Genomic DNA, 24549 nt, shown 5'->3' on the forward strand with positions numbered 1-24549 from the left:
AGGTCACGCACTAATTGCTGATAACATCCGTCCTACCGACCACCCACCCAACGAGTTCATGATGAGCCAACCCTGGAGCCCCGACAGCTGGCGCACATTGCCGATCCAGCAACAACCCCAGTACCCGGATGCAGCTCACTTGCTGCAAGTGGAGCAAAACCTGGCGAGCTACCCGCCGCTGGTGTTTGCCGGGGAAGCCCGCGAATTGCGCCGTCAGTTCGCCGAAGTAACCCAGGGCCGCGCCTTCCTGTTGCAAGGCGGCGACTGCGCCGAGAGCTTTGCCGAGTTTTCCGCGGCAAAAATCCGCGACACCTTCAAGGTGCTGCTGCAGATGGCAATCGTGATGACCTTCGCCGCCGGCTGTCCGGTGGTGAAAGTCGGGCGCATGGCCGGGCAGTTCGCCAAGCCGCGCTCGGCCAACGATGAAACCATCGACGCAATCACCCTGCCCGCTTACCGCGGCGATATCGTCAACGGGATCGGTTTTGACGAAAAAAGCCGCGTGCCGGACCCCGACCGTCTGTTGCAGGCCTACCACCAGTCCACCGCCACCTTGAACCTGCTGCGCGCTTTCGCCCAGGGCGGTTTCGCCGACCTGCACCAGGTGCACAAGTGGAACCTGGACTTCATCGCCAACTCCGCCCTGGCCGAGAAATACAGCCAACTGGCCGACCGCATCGACGAGACCCTGGCCTTCATGCGCGCCTGCGGCATGGACAGTTCACCGCAGTTGCGCGAGACCAGCTTCTTCACGGCCCACGAAGCACTGCTGCTCAACTACGAAGAAGCCTTCGTGCGCCGCGACAGCCTGACCAACGACTATTACGACTGTTCGGCCCACATGCTGTGGATCGGCGACCGTACCCGCCAGTTGGACGGCGCCCACGTCGAATTCTTGCGCGGGGTGAACAACCCGATCGGCGTAAAAGTCGGCCCGAGCATGAACCCGGACGACCTGATCCGCCTGATCGACATCCTCAACCCGGACAACGACCCCGGCCGCCTCAACCTGATCGCGCGCATGGGCGCCAACAAGGTCGGTGACCATCTGCCCAATCTGATTGGCGCCGTGCAGCGCGAAGGCAAGCAGGTACTGTGGAGTTGCGACCCGATGCACGGCAACACCATCAAGGCCAGCAGCGGTTACAAGACCCGTGACTTTGCGCAGATCCTTAGTGAAGTGAAGGAGTTTTTCCAGGTTCACCAGGCCGAGGGCAGCTATGCCGGCGGGATTCATATCGAAATGACCGGGCAAAACGTCACCGAATGCATCGGCGGCGCACGGCCGATCACCGAAGATGGCTTGTCGGATCGTTATCACACCCATTGCGACCCACGGATGAACGCCGATCAGTCGCTGGAACTGGCATTCCTGATCGCAGAAACCCTCAAGCAGGTCAAACGCTAGGCAACATGGCCGCCCTCAACCGGGCGGCACTTGGCCGCTGGCAATTGAGCTGGACCTGCTCCAGCCCGAGCCAGTCGGCCATCTGGCGCAAGTTCAGAGCCAGCGCCAACATCCCCTCCTCGTCCAATCCCGGTTCCTCCTCGTGCACCGCATGCACCGCCAACCGACTGTCCGCGCGTTCGGCGCGCAGATCCAAACGCGCCGCTATCCGCTCATTGTGCAGAAACGGCAGCACATAGTAGCCGTACACGCGCTTGTCTTGCGGGGTGTAGATCTCCAGTCGATAACGGAAATCAAACAATCGCTCGGTACGGCTGCGTTCCCAGATCAGCGAATCGAAGGGCGACAGCAACGCACTGGTCGGCACCTTGCGCGGCACTTTGGGCTCGGGCAGGCAATACGCCGGATGCTTCCAGCCTTGTACTCGGCAGGCCAGCAATTGGCCGTCTTCTACCAGTTCCAGCAAGCGACGGCGGCTGTCGGCGGGATCAAGGCGAAAGTAATCGCGCAGGTCCTTTTCGGTGGCAACGCCCAACGCCGTCGCGCTGTGCAGCAGCAAGCCGCGCTGCGCCTGCGCCTCGTCCACTGACGTTTGAAGGATCTCGCCTGGAATAACCCGCTCCGGCAAATCATAGAGCCGTTCAAAACCACGCCGCCCCGCCACGGTGACCAGGCCGGCGGCGAACAGCCATTCCAGCGCGTGCTTTTCATCACTCCAGTCCCACCAGGGGCCGGCGCGCTCCTGGCGCGTCGACAAACTGCCCGCACCCAGCGCGCCTTGCTGCTCGACGGCCTGCAGGACACGCCGGATAGTCGCCTGCTGCTCGCGCCCGAAACGCGCCATCTGCGAATAGATGCCCTGCCCCTGCTTTGCCCGCTCCATGCGCCAGCGCATCAACGGGTACAGCGCCATAGGCAGCAATGACGCTTCATGCCCCCAGTACTCGAACAGGGAACGGCGACGCCCCTGGCTCCAGGCGGCCTGCTCAAGCATCAACGGGGGGTAATTGCCCAGGCGGGAAAACAGCGGCAGATAGTGGGAGCGCACCACCGCATTGACCGAATCGATCTGCAACACACCCAGGCGCTGGATCAATCGATTGAGGTGCGTTGCCTTGATCAGAGCAGGCGCCTGGCGCCCGGAAAAACCCTGGGCCGCCAGCGCCATGCGTCGAGCTTGCTTGAGTGAGAACGACAGGTCGGCGGGCATGGGAATCTCCATAGGAACTCGCCCACCACCCTACTGCATCCTGGCTCATTTTCGCAGCGGATCCTCCCAAAAGGGCAAGTGACGCTCTTGCTCCACGTCGGCACGATTAAGCCCAATGTCCTTGAGCGCATCATCACTCAGGCTCGCCAGCAACTGACGCTCCCGATACAGCACCTGCCACCGCGCCACGGTATGAAACAGCCCGGAAAACGGACGTTTCGTCATCAACACAAAACCGGTTTGGCCTTTCATCTTTGCGCCCTCCTGTGGGGATGACGAAAGTGTGGCCTTGGCACTATGATCAATCCAACGAATGTTTCTTATGCAATACATCTCGGAGATTGATCAATTGTCCAGCTACCCGAGTATCGACACGGAAGTGCTGCGCACCTTCGTCGCCATTGCCGACCAAGGCGGATTCACGCGTGCAGCAGAATTGATCAACCGTACGCAATCGGCGGTGAGCATGCAGATGAAGCGCCTGGAGGACGACGTGCTGCAGCGCAAGTTGTTCGAGCGTGACGGCCGCCAGGTGCGGCTGACACCTGAAGGCCAGGTACTGCTGGGCTACGCCCGACGCATCCTGAAACTGCACAGCGAAGTGTTCAACACCCTGCGTGAACCGCATATGGTGGGGCTGGTGCGCATCGGCACACCGGACGATTACGTGATGCGCTTCCTGCCGGGAATTCTCAAGCAATTTTCCAAGGCGTATCCGCTGATTCAGATCGAGATGCACTGCGAGTCGTCGATGGTGCTGATGCAGCGACGGGACCTGGCGTTGACCGTGGTCAGCCGCGAACCGGGCAACGAAATCGGCGAACTGTTGCGTACTGAGCGCATGGTATGGGCGGCATCACCGTGCTTCTGCATGGACGAGCACGATGCCCTGCCTCTGGCGATGTCCGGCACCGACTGCCTCTACACGCAGTGGGCCCGCTCGGCACTGGATGCAGCCGGAAGGGATTATCGCCTGGCCTACCACAGCTCCAATGTGTCGGCGATCCAGGCGGTGGTCAACGCCGGCCTGGCGGTCATGGTCAGCATGGAAAGCCTGGTGACCGAAGACCTGCGGGTACTGGGCAAGGATGAGGGCTTTCCGCCACTGCCTTCGATGAATCTGCACTTATTGCGCAACCCGCAGATGACCTCGCCCATCACTGAATGCCTGGCCGACTACATCCTCGAAGGCTTCAGAGTTTAAAGGTCAGCATCACCGCACACACCGCGAGGAAGGCACAGAACAAGCCGCGCAGCACGCGCTCCGGCAGTGCGTGGGCGACCTTCACCCCCCAACTGATACTGAGCAGGCCGCCGATTGCCAATGGTACGCCGATCATCCAATCCACTTCGTGGTGCCAGGCGTAAGTCACCAGGGTCACGCTGGTGCTGGGCAACGCCAAGGCCAGGGATAGACCCTGCGCGACCACCTGAGTAGTACCGAACAGACTGGTCAGCACCGGCGTGGCAACCACCGCGCCACCGACACCAAACAACCCGCCCATGGATCCGGAGACGGCACCGAGCACGCCCAGCCACGGCCAGGAATAACGCATCTGTGCCGTCGGCGGCGCATTGCGGGTGAACATGCGCAGCAGGTTATACGCCGAGAGTGTCAGCAAGAAAGCGATAAAACCTATACGCATGGCGCCGGCGTCGAGACCGACCGCCCAGATTGAACCGAGCCAGGCGAAGCTGAAGCCCATGACTCCCAAGGGCAACGCGTGGCGTAACTCGATGCGATTGCGCTGGTGGTAGCGCCACAGAGCCAGCATCACATTCGGCACCACCATCACCAACGCCGTGCCTTGGGCGATCTGCTGATCCAGGCCGAACAACACGCCAAGCACCGGAATTGCAATCAGCCCGCCACCAATGCCAAAGAGGCCGCCCACCGTACCGAGGGCCGCGCCCAAGACCAAATACATTGCCAAATCCAGCACCGCCATCCCCTCCACACTCCCAGGCTGTGCATGCTACGCAGTCGGCTCTGGCGTGGAAACGCACAGCAACGCACAATGGCTTTGCCAATCTCGCATAAGCGCCAAGTGATGAATCCCAATACGCTCACCGATCAACTGAGCCTGTTCCTCGATGTATTGGAGACGGGCAGTTTTTCCGCCGCCGCACGCCGTCATCCACTGACGCCCTCAGCGGTCGCCCGGCGTATCGACAGCCTGGAGCGCTCCGTGGGCAGCCGTTTGTTCCAGCGCAGCACTCACGCGGTGGTACCGACACCCGCCGGCCTGGCCTTTGCCGAACGGGCGCGACGGATCGTCGGCGAGTTGCAATTGGCACGGGCCGAGGCCGTGTCCTTGAGCCATGCGCCGGAAGGCCTGATTCGCGTGGACGCGCCAGCCGCCTTTGGGCGACGGCACTTGGCTCCGGTGATTGCGGACTTTTTGAATGTATACCCGGGGCTGGACGTACACCTGCATCTGATCGACAGTTTTGTCGATATGCAGGGTGCGCACTTGGGCAAGGTCGACCTGGTGCTGCGGGCGGGGCATATCGTCGACACCCGCCTGATCGCCACCCCTCTGGCCAGCATTGTACGCATTGCCTGCGCCAGCCCGGCCTATCTGAAGGCCCGCGGCACGCCAACCCACCCCCGGGAACTGAGCGAGCACGACGGTCTGGACTGGGACGGCCTGGCGCCGATGTTCGCCTGGCGCTTCGAATTGGACGGGCGCCGCGCCACCTATCGCCCGCAGCGCATCCGCATGAGTGCCAACAATGCCGAAGCCCTGCTGTCCGGCGCACTGGCCGGGCTGGGTATTGCCCACTTGCCCACCTGGCTGGCCAGTGAATACCTGGTACGTGGCGAATTGTTGCCCCTGTTTTGCGAAAACGGTCTGCCCAGCCCGGAAACCGCCGGAATCTATGCGCTGCGCCTGGAACAACAGGCCAGTGCCCGCAGCCGTTTATTGCTCGAATACCTCAAGGCCCGCTTCAGCCCGGTGCCACCTTGGGATCTGGCACTGCAAAGCGGCTTGGGTTGACCGCTTGGTTAGAATTGCCTGGCGCATTAAACATTTGCCCGCTAGATTCCATCCCAGACACGCTTTTTTAAGAGACTGCCATGAGCAAAAACCCTGATCCTTGCCAATCCCTGATGCTGGACAACCAGCTGTGCTTCGCCCTGCACTCCACCTCATTGCTGATGACCAAGGTCTATAAGCCGCTGCTGCAAGCCCTCGGCCTGACCTATCCGCAATACCTGGCCATGATGGTGCTGTGGGAAGAGGACGGTTTGACCGTCGGTGAAATCAGCAACCGCCTGCTGACCGATCCGGGCTCGCTCACCCCGCTGCTCAAGCGCCTGGAAGCCGAAGGCGTGCTAAGCCGTACCCGCAGTCGCGAAGATGAACGGGTAGTCGTCGTAGAGCTGACCGATGCCGGCCGTGCCCTGCAGGAGAAAGCCATGGGGATTCCCCAATGCATTCTCGGCGCAAGCGGTTTGGAACTGGACCAACTGCGCAAGCTGCAGGCTGATTTGATCGCCTTACGCGGTAACCTGCAAAACGCCATCTGAAACCAACGACGCCTTGAAATGTGGAAGCACGCCCCATTCCACATTGATTTTCAGCCATTCGGAAAATAATTTATAAATTTATCTTGCGTGCAAAACATTAGCGCTATACATTCGCCTCACCAACTACTTAGCGCGCAAATAATTGGCGCTAACAGCAGAGAGGAAACATCATGCAAACGCTCTATACCGCAGTAGCTACCGCCACCGGCGGCCGTGATGGCCGTGCTGTCTCCAGCGACAACATCCTCGACGTCAAACTTTCCACCCCCAAGGAACTGGGCGGCGCTGGCGGCCAAGCCACTAACCCTGAGCAATTGTTCGCCGCCGGCTACTCGGCCTGCTTCATCGGCGCACTGAAGTTCGTCGCCAGCCAGACCAAGCGCAAGATTCCGGATGACGCTTCGATCACTGCGCATGTCGGCATCGGTCAAATCCCCGGTGGATTCGGCCTGGATATCGACCTGCACATCAGCCTGCCGGGCCTGGCCCAGGACGACGCGCAAAGCCTGGTCGACGCCGCGCACCAAGTCTGCCCGTACTCCAACGCCACCCGTGGCAACGTCGATGTACGCCTGCACGTAACCGTCTAAATGACCTCGGCTGCCTTTGGAGAGAGACATGAACACAATCGGTAAAGCGCTCACCGGCACCCTGCTCGCCCTGTCCATCACCAACGCCTTCGCTGCAACCGGTGATGTCGAGCACAACACCCAGGCCTTCCTGGATGTGTTGAACGCAGGCACCGGCAAACCAATGGAGCAACTGACGCCCAAGGACGCCCGTGCCGTACTGACTGGCGCCCAGGCCGGCGTGAAGCTGACCTTGCCCAAGGCGGACGTGAGCCAGAAGACCATCCAGGTCGACGGCAAGCCGCTGTCCCTGACCATCGTGCGACCGGCCGGGGCCAAGGGCGTATTGCCCGTGTTCATGTTCTTTCACGGCGGCGGCTGGGTGCTCGGAGACTATCCGACCCACGAACGCCTGGTGCGGGATCTGGTCGCCGGTTCGGGGGCGGCAGCGGTATTCGTCAACTACACACCTTCGCCGGAAGCGCACTACCCGGTGGCGATCAACCAGGCCTACGGCGCTACACAGTGGGTGGCCGAACACGGTGAAGAGATCAACGTCGATGGCAAGCGCCTGGCAGTCGCGGGCAACAGTGTCGGCGGCAACATGGCAGCGGTGGTCAGCCTGATGGCCAAGGACAAGGGCACGCCGGCGATCAAGTTCCAACTGCTGCTGTGGCCAGTGACCGACGCCAACTTCGACACCGGGTCCTACAACCAGTACGCCGAAGGGCATTTCCTCACCAGGAACATGATGAAGTGGTTCTGGGACAACTACACCACCGACGCCAACCAACGCGCCGAGATCTACGCCTCGCCGCTGCGGGCGACGACTGAGCAGCTCAAGGGCCTGCCGCCTGCGCTGGTTCAGACAGCCGGTGCCGACGTGCTGCGCGATGAAGGCGAAGCCTATGCCCGCAAGCTGGATGCCGCCGGTGTACCGGTGACCGCCGTGCGCTACAACGGCATGATCCACGACTACGGTTTGCTCAATGTGGTCAGCCAGGTGCCGGCAGTACGTTCAGCCTTGCTCCAGGCCTCGGATGAGCTGAAGCAACACCTGAAGTAAAACCTGACGCCCACAAAAAACCCGACTCGAAGTCGGGTTTTTTCGTATCGACGTAGCCAGAATTACTTCTTGGCGCGGCCTTTGTACGAACCACCTTCACGGGTGTCGATCTCGATCAGGTCGTCGATTTCGATGAAATCGGCTACTTGCAGTTCGGTACCGTTGGACAGCTTGGCAGGTTTCATTACCTTGCCGGAAGTGTCACCGCGAGCGGAACCTTCGGTGTAGGCAACCTTACGCACGATAGTGGTCGGCAGCTCTACGGAAACCAGACGCTCTTCAAAGAAGATCGCTTCGCAGACGTCTTCCATGCCTTCTTCGATGAACGGCAGAACGGCTTCGATATCTTCAGCGTTCAGCTCGTACATGGTGTAGTCGGTGGTGTCCATGAACGTGTAGGTGTCGCCGCTGATGAAGGACAGGGAAGCTTCTTTGCGGTCGAGAATCACGTCGTCCAGTTTGTCGTCGGCGCTGTAGACGGTTTCAGTCTTGTAACCGGTCAGCAGGTTCTTCAGCTTGGTCTTCATGATTGCGCTGTTACGACCAGACTTGGTGAACTCAGCTTTCTGAACCAACCAAGGGTCGTTGTCGATACGGATCACGGTACCGGGTTTCAGTTCTTTACCAGTTTTCATTGCATATATCCGAAATTTGGATGGGATTTACAAAATTCAAGGTGGCGTATCATATCCAACTTTCATAAAACTGTACCAGCGCCGTCGCAAGATCGGCCTGCAAGCCTTGTTCCAGACACCACGTCTGCGCGTGCCGGCTCACCTCCGGCCAGTGCTCCAGCAGCATTTTCCAGGACTGCGCCATATCGCCATCAGCGTTCCAGGCTTGCCAGAGTGTTACCACGGCGGTTCTGGCCGCCGGTGACAACGCGGCGGTGTACAGCTGCAGGAAGGCGTCGAGCTTGTCCAGGTGGATGTCTTCGTCCTGACGGTAGATGTGCCATAGCATTGGCCGCCCCGCCCACTGGGCCCGTACGAACGAGTCTTCGCCGCGCACCGCGTTGAAGTCGCAGCACCACAGCAGGCGATCATATTGTTCCTGGCGCACGAACGGCAGCACCTGCACGGTCAGGGCTGCACGCTGATGAACCTCCCCTGCCGCCAACCGCTCCACCCCCAGCCAGCGTTGCACATCGCCCAGGATGCGGCCCTCCGGCACCAACAGATGAGTGGCACGCCCGTCCGTCGCCAGCACGTCCAACCAACTGGCCAACCCGGCATTTTCATAGGCGAACAGCGACATCAATCGGGCATCAGTTGCCGGAAAAACTCCCAGGGTCTGCAGGAATTGTCGTTGCTCTGCCGCATCGTGTTGAAAAGCCTGGCGCTGTTCCAGCAACCCTGCCTCACGCAGAAGACCACCGGTGCCCGGGCGAAAACCGGGGAAGAAGAAATACTTCTGTACGCCCTTGAACTTCACCGACGGCAGGCGATGGCAGCCCACCACCCATTCTTCGGCGCTGAGGTAATCCAGGTTCATCCACAGCGGCGCGCGTTCGCGCCGGGCCATGGCTTCCATGTAAGCCGGCGGCAATTGGCAGGCAAAGGCCGCGATCACCACATCGGCAGACGGCACACCGGGCCAGTCAGCCGGCCAGTGGCGCACATCGACCCCTTCCTGCCATTGCTGCGGCAACCGCACATCAATCTCAGGGCACATGCGCTCGAAGGCACGCAGGTCGTCCACCCACAAACACACTTCGCACCCGTGCTCCACCACCAATTGCCGGGCCAGGCGCCAGGTCACGCCGATGTCGCCGTAGTTGTCGACGACGCTGCAAAAAATATCCCAGCGGGCTTTCATTCCGGGCTCCAACGATCAAAGGCTCGATTGTCCGCATAAATGCGCCCATGCAGAAGGCTTGATCGTGATTATTCTGCACAGTGGCTGTGCGACAATCGTCACTACGTCATCAATGCTCGCCAGGAGGCCATCATGTCTGATCGTTCGCTGCCGCTGTTCAAACTCAGTGTCGCCATCGCGTTTGGCGTATGGCTGGGGTTTGTCGCCATCGTGCTGACGAGCTGGCTGGCGTCGCACTATCTGTTCCCGCAAAGCCTGGCGCCGGTCGCCCAGGCCGTTCAACAATTGGGCAAGCCCGCCGTCGTCACGCCCGAGCCGCCGAACCGCATGTTCGAGCAGTACACCGATAACCTGCGCAAACAGGAACAGCAACAATCGCTGGACCAGGCCCGCAACAATGCGCGCAACCTGAACAACCCCAAATGCCAGTTCTGGTTGCAGCAAGACCAGAACGCCCCCAATGAAAAGAGCCGGGCGAATGTCCTGCAGTTTTGCGAATGACCCCACCCACCATGAATAAACATGCCGTCCACTCGTTGATCCTGGAAAAACTCAGCGTCGATCTCGACATTGCCCAGCGCGCTGCGCAAACCGCCTACGAAACCGCGACCCACGAAGAAAACATCGCCGAAAACAAATACGACACACTCGGGCTGGAGGCCTCCTACCTGGCCGCTGGCCAAGCCAGGCGCGTCGAGGAAATCAAGCAGGCGCTGACGCTGTGTCAGAACATGCCACTGCGGGCCTATGACGAACAGCGTGGCATCGAGATTGGCGCGTTACTGGGCCTGGAAGACGAGAACGATCGCCAGCAATGGCTGTTCCTGGCGCCGGATGGAGCAGGCCTGAAGGTGGATGTAGTAGGGCAACCGGTGACCGTCATCACCCCGCGCTCACCCTTGGGCAAAAGCCTGCTGGGCAAGTTCGAAGGGGATGAGGTGGAGATTCTGGTGGCGGGCGCTCGGCAACACTTTACGGTTACCGAGGCCAAATAGCGGTATCAATGAACCGGTAATTCCACGCCCTCGAACAGCTCTTCCAGTTCCTGCTTGTTATGGCACTGGATCGCCTTGGCCATCACTTCGCGAGTCAAGTGCGGCGCAAACTTCTCGATGAAGTCGCACATAAAGCCACGCAGGAACGTGCCACGACGGAAGCCGATCTTGGTCACGCTGGATTCGAACAACTCGCTGGCGTCGAGTACCACCAGGTCCTTGTCGAGATTGGTATCGACCGCCATCTTGGCGACGATGCCCACGCCCAGGCCCAGGCGGACATAGGTCTTGATGACATCGGCGTCGGCCGCGGTGAACACCACTTTCGGCGTAAGGCCACGATGACTGAAGGCTTCGTCGAGCTTGGAACGGCCGGTAAAGCCAAACACGTAAGTGACGATCGGGTATTCGGCCAGGGCTTCCAGGGTCAGCTTCGGCAGCTTGGCCAGCGGGTGGCCCTGGGGCACGACCACGCAACGGTTCCAGCGGTAGCACGGCATCATCACCAGGTCACCGAACAGCTCCAGGGCTTCGGTGGCGATGGCAAAATCGACGGTGCCGTCAGCGGCCATTTCGGCTATCTGCATGGGCGAACCCTGGTGCATGTGCAGGGCGACGTCGGGGTATTGCTTGATGAAATCGCGGATTACCGGTGGCAGTGCGTAGCGCGCCTGGGTGTGGGTGGTCGCGATCGACAGCGTGCCCTTCTTCTCGTTGGAGAATTCCTGGGCGATCTGCTTGATGCTTTCGACTTTGCGCAGGATCTCGCCGGCGGTGGTGATGATGCGCTCGCCGGCTGGTGTGACGCGGGTCAGGTGCTTGCCGCTGCGCGCGAACACTTCGACGCCCAGCTCGTCTTCGAGCAGGCGGATCTGCTTGCTGATACCGGGTTGCGAGGTGTAAAGGCTTTGAGCAGTAGCGGAAACGTTGAGGTCGTGGTGCGCCACTTCCCAGATGTAGCGCAGTTGTTGAAGCTTCATATGTGTCCCTCAAAGCAGATAGACGCCACGGGTATCAGCGACGGTATATAACTATATTAAAGGCCGGATCGATAAATCTAGAACTTTTTATCATCTTTTACCGATCAATATCATCGCTGCGTCGACGCTGCAGCGACGGCACCAGGTAAACCGGCACTGTCGACAATTGCAGCACCCGTGCAGCGGTTCGCCCAAGGGGTGTGGCCGCCGCGGTTGCATGGCTGTGGCTACCTACGATCAACAGGTCAACGGAAAGTTTACGCAACTGGTCGAGGATCACTTCGCAGGGGTCGCCCTGAATCACTCGAACCGAATGAATCAACTCCAGGTCTTGCTCCCCTTCCCCCAACTCCTCACGAAAACTGTCCAGCACCCGTTGCTCGATGGTCGCCATTACGGTGTTCACTCCCTGGCTCTGCCACTCACTCAGGGCCTGCTCATCAAGGTAGCTCTGCAACACTGATTCGGCGAACAGTCCGATAGGCTCGACCACGTGAATCACATGCAGATCCGCATTGAACGTTCGGGCCAGTGCCAGCGCATGCTGCATTACATAAGGCGCATACAAACCGAGGTCCGTGGCGTACAGCATCGAACGAATCATAGAACCTCCTGGACGACCAGGATGGCGGAGATTGAATGAGCTTAGCAGCGCACGGGGCAGTTCGGCTCAGCTCTCGGTCTGGATTTTCAACTCATTGCTGATGCCATGGGGCACATGCCCGGTGGCTACCACCTCCCTGGCCTTCTCGCAGTGGCCGGCCTGGTCATCGAAAAACACATCGGCGGCGAAGGCCTCCAGAAACGCGGCCTTTTCCAGGCCGCCAAGGAACAGCGATTCGTCCAGGCGGATGTCCCACTCACGCAACGTTCGGATCACCCGCTCATGGGACGGTGCCGAGCGCGCGGTGACCAATGCGGTGCGAATCGGGCAGGCCTCATCGGCAAACTCTCGCTGCAATAAGTTGAGAGCCGCCAGGAAACCCTTGAACGGACCACCATGCAAAGGCTCGCGCGCCGACTCCCGCTCGCTGGCCTGGAAGGCTGCCAGGCCGCCAGCCTGGTAAACGCGTTCGGACTCGTCGGAGAACAGCACCGCGTCACCGTCGAACGCAATCCGCAATTCCTCGCTCGATGCTCGACGCGCGCCGCCCGACAGAATCGTTGCCGCCGCAAACCCGGCCTCGAGGGCACTGCGCACATCCTCTGCATGGGTCGAAAGAAACAGATGGCAACCAAAGGCAGCCAAATAAGGATAGGGACTACGCCCTCCTACGAAAGCGGCGCGGGAAATATCCAAGCCGTAATGCTGGATGGAATTGAATACCCGCAGGCCGGTATCAGCGCTGTTGCGAGACACCAGCACCACCTCGACCCGCGCGCGGCCCAAGCTGGCGTTGAGGCTCAGCAGCTTTTTGACCAGCGGGAAGGCATCGCCGGGCTCAAGGGTTTCTTCCTCATGTTCGATCTGGTACTTGCGGTAAGCCTCCACGCCCTCGGCCAAGTAGACCTTGTGGCTATCGCTCAGGTCGAACAGTGCCCGCGAAGAAATCGCCAGCACCAACTTGTCGCCCATTCCTTTTGCCATGGTGTTTTCTCCCGAATCAGCGGTTGTGCCGATCTATGAAACTCAAGGCCTGGTACAGCGCCTGGATGCGTGGCAATTCGCAGCCTGCCGCCTGTGCCGCCGCCAGCGGCCGGGCGTAAATCGCCGCCAGTTCCAATGGGCGCTTGTGCAGGTGGTCGTGGTACATGCTGGGCAGGTAGTCATCCATGGTTTCGGTCATCGCAAACATCTGGTCGGCGTAACTGGCCGCAATGTCATGACCGCAAGCACGGGCGCCCTGCACCACTTCGGCCATCAAGGCCTGGATCAATTCGCGGCTGGATGGATCGGCCATCATCGCCGTGGTGCCGGTGCCCAACACCACGGAAAGACCGTTATAGGGAATATTCCACACCAGTTTATGCCAGCGCGCCTGGTGCACGTCGGCCATGGCCTGGGACTCGATACCGGCCTGATGGAACAGCCCGGCGCCCTCTTCGACGATGGCTTTTTGGCCAGCTTCATCGTCGGCTGCGCTGCCACTGTGATAACCCAGGTTGACTCGCCCCAACGCCTGATGCTCGACGACGCCAGGGCCGGAGCGATGCACACCGATGTAGCACAGGCCGCCAAGCAGGTGCAGCGACGGCGGCAGGTGCTCGCGCAAACTGTCTTCGACATCAAGACCATTTTGCAGCAGCACAATCCTGGCATCCGGCGCCGCAACCTGGGCGAGCGTCGGCGCCAAGTCCACATTGCCCGTGGACTTGGTGCCCACAAGTAACCAATCGCACGCAGGCATATCTGCAGCGCGGGCATAGGCCTGGACGGGATGCAGGTGCAATTTGCCATGCACCTTGCTGTTGAGGTGCAGGCCATGCTCGCTGACTGCGGCGTATTCACTGCGCAGCAAAAAATGCACATCGAAGCCGGCACGCGCCAGCATCAGGCCGTAGAACCCACCGATAGCGCCGGTGCCGATGATGCCGATACGGGGTGAACGGTGTGCGACTGCTGTCATGGCAAATCCTCTGGAGTGCGGGTAAGCGCTTGTTGTACTGCATCGCAAACGTCATTACGCGTAATACGCGTCTGTATCTGCCCCAGGAACTGACCCTCGCATACCACGAATAACGCGGGCAAATGAAAGATCTGATAGCGCTCGACGGCGCCGCCGTTGTGCGCGGCGTCCACCCAACACACGCGGTCCACCGGTAAGTGCCAACCCGGCAACTGCTGACGTGCCCAGCGACAACTGGAACACCCGACGCTGGTAAACACCACCAGTGAAATTCCCGGCAAGCCCAGCAATTGCTGGTCAATATCCAGGTCGGTCAATTCCAGTTCCTTCACTATACTGCTGCCACTGCCGTCAACGGGACGGCGCTCGGAGTCCGTGTACATGGGTCGTTTTTTACCTCACCCTGATGATGTCGCTGTCGAGTTGATCCAACGTCCCTCTCCTGCCATGTCCCGTTCGCGCCTGCACACTATCGGCCTGGGCGGTGTTGCCTGCAATTGTCCGCGCGCCTGGCGCCAGGGCACAGCGGTTGATTTGCGGATTCCGTCCCTGGGTGCGAACGCCCGCTATCCAGGCTACGTGGCGTGGTGCCGTAAAGTCGAAAATGGTTACCGTATCGGTATCTCGTTTACCGATGAGCACGCCTTGTTCAGTGCACGGATGGGCGAACAAGTGTGCCAGATCGAGCGCTATTGCCGCTTGCACGAAGACGCCGAGCCGACATCTGCGCAACACGAAGCCATGGCCCTCGACTGGGTTTCACGCCATGCCGTCGAATTCTCCCATGAGGCTTTTGTGCAGCCAGTGCTGGATTAAAGCGGGATTTGCCCATTGTCGCGGGCCGGTGATACGCGCTAAGGTTCCTTCCCCCTGCATTCAAATCATGCTGTGCTCCGCCGCACGGGGATGGCTGGCGGCCGGCACCGTGACCCTGACGAGTAACACGATGGCTGATTTACCGATCAACGACCTTAACGTCGAATCCAACGAGACCCTGATCACGCCTGATCAGCTCAAACGCGAAATCCCCCTGAGCGACGCTGCCCTGCAGACCGTCACCAAGGGCCGCGAAGTCATCCGTGACATTCTCGACGGTACCGACCACCGCCTCTTCGTGGTGATCGGCCCGTGCTCGATCCACGATCTCAAGGCTGCCCACGAATACGCCGAGCGCCTCAAAGCGCTCGCGGCGGAAGTGTCCGACACCTTGTATCTGGTGATGCGAGTCTATTTCGAGAAGCCGCGCACCACCGTCGGCTGGAAAGGCTTGATCAACGACCCTTACCTGGATGACTCGTTCAAGATCCAGGACGGCTTGCACATCGGTCGCCAGTTGCTGCTGGACCTGGCTGAAATGGGCCTGCCCACTGCCACCGAAGCCCTCGACCCGATCTCGCCGCAATACTTGCAGGACCTGATCAGCTGGTCGGCCATCGGCGCGCGTACCACCGAGTCCCAGACCCACCGCGAAATGGCGTCCGGCCTTTCCTCGGCCGTGGGCTTCAAGAACGGCACCGACGGCGGCCTGACGGTCGCGATCAACGCGCTGCAGTCGGTCTCCAGCCCCCACCGCTTCCTGGGCATCAACCAGGAAGGTGGCGTGTCCATCGTCACCACCAAGGGCAACGCCTACGGTCACGTGGTACTGCGCGGCGGCAACGGCAAACCCAACTATGACTCGGTCAGCGTCGCCCTGTGCGAACAGGCGCTGAACAAGGCCGGGATCAAGCCGAACATCATGGTCGACTGCAGCCACGCCAACTCCAACAAGGACCCGGCCCTGCAGCCGCTGGTGATGGAAAACGTTGCCAACCAGATTCTTGAAGGCAACCAGTCGATCATCGGCCTGATGGTCGAAAGCCACCTGAACTGGGGTTGCCAGGCGATTCCAAAAGACCTCGCCGACCTGCAGTACGGCGTGTCGATCACCGATGCCTGCATCGACTGGTCCGCCACCGAAACCACCTTGCGCAGCATGCGCGCCAAGCTCAAGGACGTATTGCCCAACCGCAAGCGCACCTGAGCATGACGCACACAAAAACGCCGGGCTAAGCCCGGCGTTTTTCATGGTGCGGTTTTATAGTTCACAGCTTTGCGGCATGGCGCTGGTGGCGCTCCATGTAGCGCTCTACGTAAGAGCACGAAGGGATCACCGTGTAGCCGGCCTCTTCGGCGAACTTCAACGCCTCTTCGGTCAACGCAGCAGCGATGCCCCGCCCCCGCAGCGCGTTGGGCACGAAGGTGCGATAGATATCCAGGGTCTGCTTCCCGAGGTCCATATAGGTCAGATAGGCACGATGACCGTCCACATTGGTCTCGAACTGATGACCAGCCTGGTCATGGTGGATGGACAACGCCTCGCTCATCACTACTCCTCGCGGGTCTGGAATTGCGACCCTACCTTACCGATGTTTTTCCGGCGAAGGAACATCTACGCCACCCCGTGCCGGTTTCGACAGCGAGAAAACCCATAGCGCTCACAACCAGCACGTAGGGAGATAGTAGGCACCAATCCTGCAATTGCTCAAGGCGCACACGTCATCCCCGCGGCGGTGGATATAGAAAGGGCCTCGATCAACCAATGATCGAAAGCCTGAACATTGCCGGCAGTTGAAGCTTGAGACGAACAGGCGCTCTTAAAGTCACCTCTAGATGCGCAAAAGATATCCGGCGGGTTAAAGGCAGCCTGTACAAAAGTGTCACCGTGGATATATATATTTTCATCTGTTCAACCGGCTTAGCACATGCGGGCCGTAGCTTTCAGCCTGGATCCAATCTCAATCACGATGAAGAGAACTGGATAGTTTTTATGCAGATTTCAAAAAGGTTAGCCAAAATAGATGCAGCTCAAGATTTTTTTTTGCTTCTTGCGCTACGTCAGTTTACTTACTACAAGTAATGGGTAGTATGTACGCCGGCTATCAGCTCACTCTGAGAACGTAGCCATTTAATAGAAAGTCCTTGAAGGGGAACACGATGAACAACGTTCTGAAATTCTCTGCTCTGGCTCTGGCCGCAGTTCTGGCTACCGGTTGCAGCAGCGTCTCCAAAGAAACCGAAGCTCGTCTGACTGCTACTGAAGACGCAGCAGCTCGCTCCCAGGCTCGTGCAGACGAAGCCTACCGTAAAGCTGATGAAGCTCTGGCTGCTGCTCAAAAAGCACAACAGACTGCTGACGAAGCTAACGAGCGCGCTCTGCGCATGCTTGAAAAAGCAAGCCGCAAGTAATAATCCTTCGGGGTTGTTATCAAGCCGACCCATTCTTGGGTCGGCTTTTTTATTGCCTGGAATTCGGTCCGCAATCCCAGACAATAAAAAGCCCGCCACGGCGCAAGGGCCGTGGCGGGCTGCCAAGAGGCTTACTGCTGTAAATCAATCGGTGCGCTGGAGGCAACCGGCGCGGTGCCAGGTACACCGATTTCAGTTGGCAGGCCATCTTCGGCGGCGACCACATCCCGCACTTGATCCCAGTTGACCCGCAGGTTGTTGGCCAAGTCTTCGCGCTTGAGCAAGGCGTTGATGACCGCAGTATGTTTGTCGACCACCGAAGGCGTGCCATCATCGTTCAGCGGCGTATGCGCTTCGAGGTAGACCTTGCCGCCGCTGCTGCCGAACTTGTAGGCATCGTTGATGATGCGCACCGAGGTACCTACCGGCACCATGCTGGCCATTTCCAATACGTTGTTGTTGAACATGCGGAAGCAGCCATGGCTTGTACGCGTGCCGATACCAAATTTCATGTTCGAGCCGTGGATCAGATAGCCCGGCGTGCCCAGCGTGAACTTGAACGGACCCAGCGGGTTGTCCGGCCCGGCGGGCACCACGTTGGGCAGCGGATCACCATTGGCGGCGTGTTCAGCCTTGATTGAAGCGGGAGGTGTCCAGGTCGGGTTCGGCGTCTTGGCGATGATGCTGGTATGGGCGATCGGCGAGCCCCAGCCTTCACGGCCAATCCCCAGTGGAAAGGTGTAGACAACGTTCTGCCCTTTGGGGAAGTAGTAGAGCCGGTACTCCGCCAGGTTGATCACGATGCCTTCACGGGGGCCGGGCGGCAGGATGAACCGCGTAGGCAGCACAATCTCGGTGCCCGCGCCAGGCAACCAGGCGTCCACGCCTGGGTTGGCCGCGACCATTTCCGAATAGCCCAGGTCATAGGTAGTGCCCAGGTCGGCAAAGGTATCTTCGTATTTGGCCTTGATGACCTGGACCTGACCAACGATGTCCTCACCGGGCGGTGGCAAGGGCAACTGCAAGGCTGCCGACGGCCCCGCCGCACAAAGAGCAGCGAGAGACAGGCAGCAGGTGACGACGGAAAGGCGCGACAACATCCGGAAAATCCTTCGCAGAACGACGGGTAGGTTAAAAGCGAACCACAAGCCTCAAGCTTTCAGCCATAAGCTTACAGCTTAAAACCCACAGCTTGAAGCTTATAGCTTGAAGCTTGAAGCTTGAAGCTGCTTCTATAACTCAAATCGCAACTCCGGCCAGATCGGCGGCGTGCCGCGCTTTTGCGATTCGAGAATGGCGCGGCACAACGGGCACAGACGCTGATCCTGAAAAATCGAGCGGTCCACCGATGACCAGCGGGGTTGTGCCGGCAACAGCGTGCCGCACAGTGTGCGATCAATCGAGCCGCCCAACTCCAGCTGGCGCGCCACCAGATGCACCCTGACTTCCTGGCAGGCGAACAGATCCAGCTGCTCGTCCGGCTCGATCAGTTGGTAATTAAACAGGGACCAGGCAGGACGCGACATCGAGGGCTCCAAATCGGGGGCGCCACCTTAGCCGAAAGCCTGCCGGTAGAAAAGCGTCATAACAGCGGTTTTAGCGTCGGCCAGACATTTTCCAGCAATTTGCCCTGGGCACCGACCGCCGGGTGAAGTTGATCCGCCTGCATCAGCTCAGGATGCCCCCCCACGCCGTCGAGAAAAAACGGCACCAACGGGATGTTTTTCTCCTTGGCCAACACGCCGTACACCTCAGCGAATGCCGTGGTGTAACGCGGGCCGTAATTGGGCGGTAATTGCATCCCTAACAACAGCACCTTGGCACCACCGGCTTTGGACTGGTCGATTATCGATGCAAGATTTTGTTTCAATTGCGCTGGAGGCTGGCCACGCAAGCCGTCATTACCACCCAGCTCGATGACCACTACATCCGGCTTATGCTCTGCAAGCGCCGCCGGCAGCCGTGCCAGGCCTCCTGCACTGGTGTCGCCGCTGATGGAGGCATTGACCACTTTATCGTCAAAACCTTCCTGCCTGAGCCGTTGTTCCAGCAACGCGACCCATCCTTTGCTGGTATCCAGGCCGAAACCGGCACTGATACTATCGCCGACGATCAGGACTGTACCCGCCGCTGCGTTCTGGGCCATGCACATCAAGGCCAGGCCAGCACTCAAAAACCACATTCGCATCGGATTCTCCATGGGCGCAAGCATTCTCACCGCGCGGAACCTTAGCAAAGTGGTTCCCAGCGCGGAAGGTGAACTGACTATCCTGCACGAACTGAGCCTGGAACTGAACAAAGGTGACAGCCTGGCTATCGTCGGCAGTTCCGGCTCCGGCAAATCCACCCTCCTCGGCCTGCTCGCCGGCCTCGACCTGCCGAGCAGCGGCGAAGTCACCCTGGCCGGCCAGGCGTTGAGCCAGCTCGATGAAGACCAGCGTGCGCGCATCCGTGCCGAGCATGTGGGCTTTGTATTCCAGTCCTTCCAACTGCTCGACAGCCTCAACGCGCTGGAAAACGTCATGCTGCCGCTGGAACTGGACGGCCGTAAGGACGCCCGCGAGCGCGCCACGCACCTGCTGGAACGCGTCGGCCTGGGCCAGCGTCTGACCCACTCGCCACGCCAGCTTTCCGGTGGCGAACAGCAGCGGGTGGCCATCGCACGCGCCTTCGCGGCCGAACCCGACGTGCTGTTTGCCGATGAGCCCACCGGCAACCTCGACAGTCACACCGGCGAGCGCATCAGTGACTTGCTGTTCGAACTCAACAAAGAGAGCGGCACGACCCTGGTGCTGGTCACTCACGATGAACGCCTGGCTCACCGTTGCCGGCGTTTGATTCGCCTCGAAGCCGGCCTGATGGTCGCGCCCCTGGAGCCTTGATGGCACGTTTGCCGCTATTGCGCCTGTTCAGCCTTGCCATGCGTCAACTGCTGCGCGATGCCCGCGCCGGCGAATTGCGTGTGCTGTTCTTCGCCCTGCTGGTGGCCGTCACCGCCAGCACCGCCATCGGCTACTTCGGTGCACGCCTCAACGGCGCCATGTTGTTGCGCGCCACTGAGTTTCTCGGTGCCGACCTGGTACTCGAAGGCAGCTCGCCGGCCCGCCCCGAGCAAATACAGACCGGGACCGAATTGGGCCTGGATCACGCACGCATCGTGGAGTTCTCCAGCGTTATCGCCACGGATAACGGTATCCAGCTCTCGAGCATCAAGGCGGTCAACGAGCAATACCCGCTGCGCGGCGAACTTAAAAGTACAGCAGAGCCCTTCGGGGTCGAAACAGCAGGAGGCGGCCCGAAGTCCGGCGAAGCCTGGGTGGAGGCACGGCTGCTGACAGCGCTGGATTTGAAGGTTGGCGACAACATCGATGTCGGCCTGAAGACCCTGCACCTGACGCGCATACTGACCTATGAGCCCGACCGTGCCGGCAACTTCTATAGCCTCACGCCCCGGGTGATGATCAACCTGGCGGACCTGGATGCCACCGGCGTGGTCCAGCCCGGCAGCCGCGTCAGTTACCGCGAACTGTGGCGCGCGCCCCAAGGCAGTACGGCGCTGCAAACCTATCGTGACCTGGTCAAGCCGGGGCTCGCCGCCAACCAGCGCCTGCAGGATTCTCGCGACGGCAATCAGCAGATCGGCGGCGCCCTGGGCAAGGCCGAGCGCTACCTGAACATGGCCAGCCTGGTGGCGGTGCTGCTGGCCGGCGTAGCGGTGGCATTGTCGGCGAATCGCTTTGCCAGCCGACGCTTCGATGCCAGTGCACTGTTGCGCTGCCTGGGCCTCTCAAGGCGCGAAGCGATGCTGCTGTTCAGCCTGCAACTGAGTGTACTGGGGTTGCTGGCCAGCCTGACCGGCGCCCTGCTCGGCTGGCTGGCGCAGTTTGGCTTGTTCTATTTCCTGCACGACCTGCTGCCGGCGGACGTGCCGCCCGGTGGGTTGCTACCTGCGGCCGCGGGTATTGGCACCGGGCTGGTGGCCCTCGCCGGCTTCGCCCTGCCGCCGTTGGCGGCCCTGGGCCGCGTTCCACCGCTGCGAGTACTGCGCCGCGACCTGCTACCTATTCCGTCCGGCACCTGGATGGTCTACGGCGCAGCGTTGTTCGCGCTCGGCCTGATCATGTGGCGCCTGAGCCTTGACCTGGTGCTGACCTTTGCGTTGCTGGGCGGTGGCGTAGTGGCGGCGCTGATCCTCGGCGGCTTGCTTCTACTGCTGCTGCAAAGCCTGCGCCGGTTGTTGGCGCGTGCCTCGCTGCCTTGGCGCCTGGGCCTTGGCCAATTGCTGCGTCATCCATTGGCGGCGGCAGGCCAGTCACTGGTCTTTGGCTTGATCCTGTTATCCATGGGGCTGATCGCCCTGCTGCGGGGCGAATTGCTCGACACCTGGCAGAACCAGTTGCCCAAGGATGCCCCCAACTATTTTGCGCTGAACATCCTGCCGGCCGACAAAGACGCCTTTGGCGAGCGGCTGCTGCAGGTACAGGCTCAATCCGCGCCGTTATATCCGGTGGTGCCAGGCCGGCTGATCAGCATCAATGGCGAACCGGTGCAACAGCTTGTCAGCAAGGACTCCAGCGGCGACCGTGCAATACAGCGCGACTTGAGCCTGACCTGGGCCGCCGATTTGCCACCTGGCAATGTCCTGACCGCAGGTTCCTGGTGGTCGTCGCAACCGAGCGATGACATCCCCGGGGTATCGGTAGAAGCCAAAGTTGCCGAAAGCCTGAAGCTCAAGCTCAACGATCACCTGGTGTTCACGGTAGGCGGCGAAAATCGCGAGGCCCGGGTGACTAGCCTGCGCACGATCAACTGGGATAATTTCCAACCCAATTTCTTCATGATCTTCCAGCCGGGCACATTGAAGGACCTGCCCGCGACCTACCTGACCAGCTTTTATCTCGCGCCGGGGCACGACCAACAGATCGTTGACCTGTCCAGGGCCTTCCCGGCCGTGACCATCCTGCAGGTCGAGGCGCTGCTGGAGCAGTTGCGCAGCATCCTCGCCCAAGTGACCCTGGCGGTGGAGTATGTCCTGCTGTTTGTACTGGCGGCGGGAATGGCCGTGCTGCTCTCCGGCTTGCAGGCCACGCTGGATGAGCGAATTCGCCAAGGTGCGCTGCTGCGTGCGCTAGGTGCCGAACGTACGTTGCTGGTCAAAGCACGGCGCATTGAGTTCGGCCTGCTGGGTGCGGTCAGTGGCCTGCTGGCCGCACTCGGCACAGAGCTGGTGACCTGGGTGCTGTATCGCTACGCTTTCGACCTTGCCTGGCGCCCTCATCCGTGGTTGTTGCTGTTGCCGGTGATAGGTGCCGTGCTCATTGCTGGCGCCGGGGTATTCGGTACGCGCCGCGCCTTGAACACCAGCCCGCTGACCGTACTGCGCGAAAGCTGAAACACAGATGGCCTGCGCTCTACCCAGGGCGCAGGCCATCATTGTCTACTTCACATATTCGATCTTGGTGATCCACCAGCACACCTCACCGTTTGGGGTCTGCACAATCGCCTCGTCGTCCACTTCCTTGCGAAGCAGCGCGCGCGCCATGGGCGAGTCGATGGAGATGTAATCCATGCGGTCGTAGATCTCGTCATAACCCACGATTCGAAAGCGCTTGGTCTCACCCTGTTCGTTTTCGATATCCACCCATGCACCGAAAAACACCCTCCCCTCCTGCTCGGGCATGTACTCCACCACGCGCATGTCTTCCAGGCGTTTGCGCAGGTAGCGCACCCGCCGGTCGATTTCACGCAGCAGCTTCTTGTTGTACTGGTAGTCCGCGTTTTCGCTGCGGTCTCCGAGGGAAGCGGCCCATGTCACCTTGCGAGTGGTATCCGGGCGCTTCTCACGCCACAGATAGTCCAGCTCCTTCTTCAGCGCTTCATGACCTTCTTTGGTAATCAGCTTGGTACTCAAACCCTTGCATCCCCAGACAATGTCCAATGGTGCCGATACGTCACGGCATCATGCCCTGGCGTCGGCTGGCTGGAGCTGATGATAAATGAACCCTGCAAAGTAGCCAGAGCGGCGGGCGGATCAATTCATCTCTGTCGCCTCCAGGACCTGGTCCAATTCAAGCAGCGTGGTGTGCAGGCGCTGCCGCATGGCTGATAGCTGCGACATCATCAGCGTCAGCTTTTCGGCTTTTCGGCCAACACCCAACGCCTCTTCCTGCAGGTGCCTGTGGCGCTGCTCCACCTCGCGGTTTTTCTCATCCAGCTGACCCTGCTGATGCTGCAGGCGAACTTGCCACTGTTCAAGCATCTCTTCTCGCTCGATGGCCGCGTGCTTTTTTTGCGTCAGCTCTTGGACGACGCGGGCAAGATTAGCCAGTGTGCTGTCCACCTCAAGCAACGTAGCGTGCTCCTGATGGGCTGGCCGTTTCGCAGGCGCAGCCTCGCTCGCTTCAAACTCAACCGGCAGTGCACCCGGCCCGGCCGGCACGAATGTCTCGGGTACCGCGGCCACCGAATGCGAAGGTTCTTCAGCGGTGTATTTATCCGGCAACTGAGTGGCGGTCTTCGGAGGGCTCATCTCCTTCGGCGATGCAACCATTTGTGACGAAAAGCGAATGTTCGGCACGATGACGGTATTACTTTCAATCGCGGGCAATGCGGGCGCGGACATGCCTAAGGTAATCACCTTCATCACCAGCGCTTTCTTGATAATGACCGAGTGATGATCCTCCGGCCTGGCAGGCGGCAACCTGCAACCTTTCAAATCGACAAAATGAAAGGGAGTCTGGGCTTCACCGGCGCCACTTGTCTTTGCGCCAGATGCGGCCATGAGGATCTGCTTGAAGACCTGCATCGCCACTTGCAGATCTTCCTTGGAGTCCACTCCGCCCAGGAAATACCGTTCGAGTTTTTTACGCAATGCAGCGATATAAACCCTTGAGTGACCGGGTTCGGCCTCTTCATCTAGGCTATATACAAGAAAGTTTGACTCGATCTGGGCGACAGCAAACCCACAGAGCAGTGCACCGTTGACCGGTGCCTCTTCGCCACTGCGTTCAAGAACAAGGGTACGTAGAAGCATCATGACAATCAGACCTCATCACAAAAAAGGAAACTTTATATAAACATCAGATAAACATCCGAGCATTAATAAACCCTCAAGCAAAACAATTGTTTCAGTGAGTTATCAAACCGGGCGTAGGACTTTTCTTATTAATCCAA

29 protein-coding genes are annotated in these 24549 nt (G+C 60.0%); 13 read left to right on the forward strand and 16 right to left on the reverse strand.

Translation table 11 applies throughout. The annotated features are described in order from the left end of the window. Nucleotides 1–61 precede the first annotated feature (61 nt). Complete coding sequence (locus tag EXW71_RS16980) at nucleotides 62–1408, forward strand: class II 3-deoxy-7-phosphoheptulonate synthase (protein ID WP_123715969.1); 1347 nt, start codon at nucleotides 62–64, stop codon at nucleotides 1406–1408. Here EXW71_RS16980 and EXW71_RS16985 read toward each other — a convergent pair. Both EXW71_RS16985 and EXW71_RS16990 read right to left on the reverse strand, forming a co-directional pair. Then, on the reverse strand, nucleotides 1398–2618 hold the full coding sequence (locus EXW71_RS16985) for a winged helix-turn-helix domain-containing protein (protein WP_134659833.1): 1221 nt from the start codon (nucleotides 2616–2618) through the stop codon (nucleotides 1398–1400). The genes EXW71_RS16980 and EXW71_RS16985 overlap by 11 nt on opposite strands. A gap of 45 nt (nucleotides 2619–2663) precedes the next feature. Beyond that, a complete protein-coding gene (locus EXW71_RS16990; RefSeq protein ID WP_248730818.1) occupies nucleotides 2664–2870 on the reverse strand; it encodes a DUF1127 domain-containing protein in 207 nt (68 codons plus the stop codon). A gap of 70 nt (nucleotides 2871–2940) precedes the next feature. Here EXW71_RS16990 and EXW71_RS16995 point away from each other — a divergent pair, with 70 nt between their 5' ends. Then, a complete protein-coding gene (locus EXW71_RS16995; protein WP_134659829.1) occupies nucleotides 2941–3822 on the forward strand; it encodes a LysR family transcriptional regulator in 882 nt (293 codons plus the stop codon). On the opposite strand, the gene EXW71_RS17000 is transcribed toward EXW71_RS16995, so the two are convergent. Then, complete coding sequence (locus EXW71_RS17000; RefSeq protein WP_134660024.1) at nucleotides 3812–4561, reverse strand: sulfite exporter TauE/SafE family protein; 750 nt, start codon at nucleotides 4559–4561, stop codon at nucleotides 3812–3814. The genes EXW71_RS16995 and EXW71_RS17000 overlap by 11 nt on opposite strands. A 108-nt stretch (nucleotides 4562–4669) precedes the next feature. On the opposite strand from EXW71_RS17000, the gene EXW71_RS17005 reads away from it, so the two are divergent. The 4 genes from EXW71_RS17005 (at nucleotide 4670) to EXW71_RS17020 (ending at nucleotide 7788) form a co-directional block, all read left to right on the forward strand. Continuing rightward, entirely contained in the window at nucleotides 4670–5620 is a 951-nt protein-coding gene (locus tag EXW71_RS17005; RefSeq protein ID WP_134659827.1) for a LysR family transcriptional regulator, read from the forward strand. Between the two features lie 80 nt (nucleotides 5621–5700). Next, entirely contained in the window at nucleotides 5701–6153 is a 453-nt protein-coding gene (locus tag EXW71_RS17010; RefSeq protein WP_123715966.1) for a MarR family winged helix-turn-helix transcriptional regulator, read from the forward strand. A 170-nt stretch (nucleotides 6154–6323) separates the two neighbouring features. Then, nucleotides 6324–6743, forward strand: a complete 420-nt coding sequence (locus EXW71_RS17015) for an organic hydroperoxide resistance protein (protein WP_010176159.1) — start codon at nucleotides 6324–6326, stop codon at nucleotides 6741–6743. 28 nt (nucleotides 6744–6771) lie between these two features. Further along, nucleotides 6772–7788 carry an alpha/beta hydrolase gene (locus tag EXW71_RS17020; protein WP_134659825.1) on the forward strand — a complete coding sequence of 339 codons (1017 nt, stop codon included), beginning with the start codon at nucleotides 6772–6774 and terminating at the stop codon, nucleotides 7786–7788. Nucleotides 7789–7850: 62 nt separating this feature from the next. Here the strand turns inward: EXW71_RS17020 and EXW71_RS17025 are convergent, their stop codons facing one another. Together EXW71_RS17025 and earP are read right to left on the reverse strand one after the other, a co-directional pair. Continuing rightward, nucleotides 7851–8423 carry an elongation factor P gene (locus tag EXW71_RS17025; protein WP_123715964.1) on the reverse strand — a complete coding sequence of 191 codons (573 nt, stop codon included), beginning with the start codon at nucleotides 8421–8423 and terminating at the stop codon, nucleotides 7851–7853. Between the two features lie 49 nt (nucleotides 8424–8472). After that, nucleotides 8473–9606 carry an elongation factor P maturation arginine rhamnosyltransferase EarP gene (gene earP, locus EXW71_RS17030; RefSeq protein ID WP_134659823.1) on the reverse strand — a complete coding sequence of 378 codons (1134 nt, stop codon included), beginning with the start codon at nucleotides 9604–9606 and terminating at the stop codon, nucleotides 8473–8475. A 132-nt stretch (nucleotides 9607–9738) separates the two neighbouring features. On the opposite strand from earP, the gene EXW71_RS17035 reads away from it, so the two are divergent. Together EXW71_RS17035 and EXW71_RS17040 are read left to right on the forward strand one after the other, a co-directional pair. Beyond that, the gene (locus EXW71_RS17035; RefSeq protein ID WP_123715962.1) at nucleotides 9739–10107 is read left to right on the forward strand and encodes a hypothetical protein; all 369 of its coding nucleotides are present in this window, start codon (nucleotides 9739–9741) and stop codon (nucleotides 10105–10107) included. An 11-nt stretch (nucleotides 10108–10118) separates the two neighbouring features. Then, nucleotides 10119–10601, forward strand: a complete 483-nt coding sequence (locus tag EXW71_RS17040; RefSeq protein ID WP_134659821.1) for a GreA/GreB family elongation factor — start codon at nucleotides 10119–10121, stop codon at nucleotides 10599–10601. Between the two features lie 5 nt (nucleotides 10602–10606). Here EXW71_RS17040 and cysB read toward each other — a convergent pair whose 3' ends face one another. The 5 genes from cysB to EXW71_RS17065 form a co-directional block, all read right to left on the reverse strand. Further along, entirely contained in the window at nucleotides 10607–11581 is a 975-nt protein-coding gene (gene cysB, locus EXW71_RS17045) for an HTH-type transcriptional regulator CysB (RefSeq protein ID WP_017734418.1), read from the reverse strand. Between the two features lie 97 nt (nucleotides 11582–11678). Continuing rightward, nucleotides 11679–12185: a universal stress protein gene (locus EXW71_RS17050; RefSeq protein ID WP_123715200.1), complete on the reverse strand. Its 507-nt coding sequence runs from the start codon at nucleotides 12183–12185 to the stop codon at nucleotides 11679–11681. 66 nt (nucleotides 12186–12251) lie between these two features. After that, on the reverse strand, nucleotides 12252–13169 hold the full coding sequence (locus EXW71_RS17055; protein ID WP_134659819.1) for a 5'-nucleotidase: 918 nt from the start codon (nucleotides 13167–13169) through the stop codon (nucleotides 12252–12254). Between the two features lie 16 nt (nucleotides 13170–13185). Beyond that, nucleotides 13186–14148: a putative 2-dehydropantoate 2-reductase gene (locus EXW71_RS17060; RefSeq protein ID WP_134659817.1), complete on the reverse strand. Its 963-nt coding sequence runs from the start codon at nucleotides 14146–14148 to the stop codon at nucleotides 13186–13188. Next, nucleotides 14145–14531 (reverse strand): thioredoxin, encoded by a 387-nt coding sequence (locus EXW71_RS17065; RefSeq protein ID WP_123715197.1) that lies wholly within the window; start codon nucleotides 14529–14531, stop codon nucleotides 14145–14147. Before EXW71_RS17065 ends, EXW71_RS17060 begins: the two co-directional genes overlap by 4 nt. Here EXW71_RS17065 and EXW71_RS17070 point away from each other — a divergent pair. Next, nucleotides 14530–14964, forward strand: coding sequence for a PilZ domain-containing protein (locus EXW71_RS17070; RefSeq protein WP_123715196.1), 435 nt, complete (start codon nucleotides 14530–14532; stop codon nucleotides 14962–14964). The genes EXW71_RS17065 and EXW71_RS17070 overlap by 2 nt on opposite strands. A gap of 130 nt (nucleotides 14965–15094) precedes the next feature. Continuing rightward, nucleotides 15095–16171 (forward strand): 3-deoxy-7-phosphoheptulonate synthase, encoded by a 1077-nt coding sequence (locus EXW71_RS17075; protein ID WP_134659814.1) that lies wholly within the window; start codon nucleotides 15095–15097, stop codon nucleotides 16169–16171. 61 nt (nucleotides 16172–16232) lie between these two features. Here EXW71_RS17075 and EXW71_RS17080 read toward each other — a convergent pair whose 3' ends face one another. Beyond that, on the reverse strand, nucleotides 16233–16514 hold the full coding sequence (locus EXW71_RS17080; protein ID WP_003189869.1) for a GNAT family N-acetyltransferase: 282 nt from the start codon (nucleotides 16512–16514) through the stop codon (nucleotides 16233–16235). Nucleotides 16515–17124: 610 nt separating this feature from the next. Here EXW71_RS17080 and oprI point away from each other — a divergent pair. Next, nucleotides 17125–17376 carry an outer membrane lipoprotei OprI gene (oprI, locus tag EXW71_RS17085; RefSeq protein ID WP_003172710.1) on the forward strand — a complete coding sequence of 84 codons (252 nt, stop codon included), beginning with the start codon at nucleotides 17125–17127 and terminating at the stop codon, nucleotides 17374–17376. Nucleotides 17377–17507: 131 nt separating this feature from the next. Here the strand turns inward: oprI and EXW71_RS17090 are convergent, their stop codons facing one another. The 3 genes from EXW71_RS17090 to EXW71_RS17100 all read right to left on the reverse strand — a co-directional run bounded on the left by EXW71_RS17090 (nucleotide 17508) and on the right by EXW71_RS17100 (nucleotide 19564). Further along, entirely contained in the window at nucleotides 17508–18476 is a 969-nt protein-coding gene (locus EXW71_RS17090) for a L,D-transpeptidase family protein (RefSeq protein ID WP_123715195.1), read from the reverse strand. A 132-nt stretch (nucleotides 18477–18608) separates the two neighbouring features. After that, entirely contained in the window at nucleotides 18609–18902 is a 294-nt protein-coding gene (locus tag EXW71_RS17095) for a hypothetical protein (protein WP_016972348.1), read from the reverse strand. A 56-nt stretch (nucleotides 18903–18958) separates the two neighbouring features. Beyond that, on the reverse strand, nucleotides 18959–19564 hold the full coding sequence (locus tag EXW71_RS17100) for an arylesterase (protein ID WP_134659812.1): 606 nt from the start codon (nucleotides 19562–19564) through the stop codon (nucleotides 18959–18961). 10 nt (nucleotides 19565–19574) lie between these two features. Between EXW71_RS17100 and EXW71_RS17105 the strand changes: the two genes are divergently transcribed. Next, the gene (locus EXW71_RS17105) at nucleotides 19575–20258 is read left to right on the forward strand and encodes an ABC transporter ATP-binding protein (RefSeq protein ID WP_134659810.1); all 684 of its coding nucleotides are present in this window, start codon (nucleotides 19575–19577) and stop codon (nucleotides 20256–20258) included. Next, complete coding sequence (locus EXW71_RS17110; RefSeq protein ID WP_134659808.1) at nucleotides 20258–22768, forward strand: ABC transporter permease; 2511 nt, start codon at nucleotides 20258–20260, stop codon at nucleotides 22766–22768. Before EXW71_RS17105 ends, EXW71_RS17110 begins: the two co-directional genes overlap by 1 nt. A gap of 45 nt (nucleotides 22769–22813) precedes the next feature. Here EXW71_RS17110 and greB read toward each other — a convergent pair whose 3' ends face one another. Further along, nucleotides 22814–23287: a transcription elongation factor GreB gene (gene greB / locus EXW71_RS17115; protein WP_134659806.1), complete on the reverse strand. Its 474-nt coding sequence runs from the start codon at nucleotides 23285–23287 to the stop codon at nucleotides 22814–22816. A 120-nt stretch (nucleotides 23288–23407) separates the two neighbouring features. Next, a complete protein-coding gene (locus EXW71_RS17120; RefSeq protein WP_134659804.1) occupies nucleotides 23408–24412 on the reverse strand; it encodes a hypothetical protein in 1005 nt (334 codons plus the stop codon). Nucleotides 24413–24549: the final 137 nt, after the last annotated feature.

This window comes from Pseudomonas sp. BCA17, assembly GCF_004519405.1.
GTDB lineage: Bacteria > Pseudomonadota > Gammaproteobacteria > Pseudomonadales > Pseudomonadaceae > Aquipseudomonas.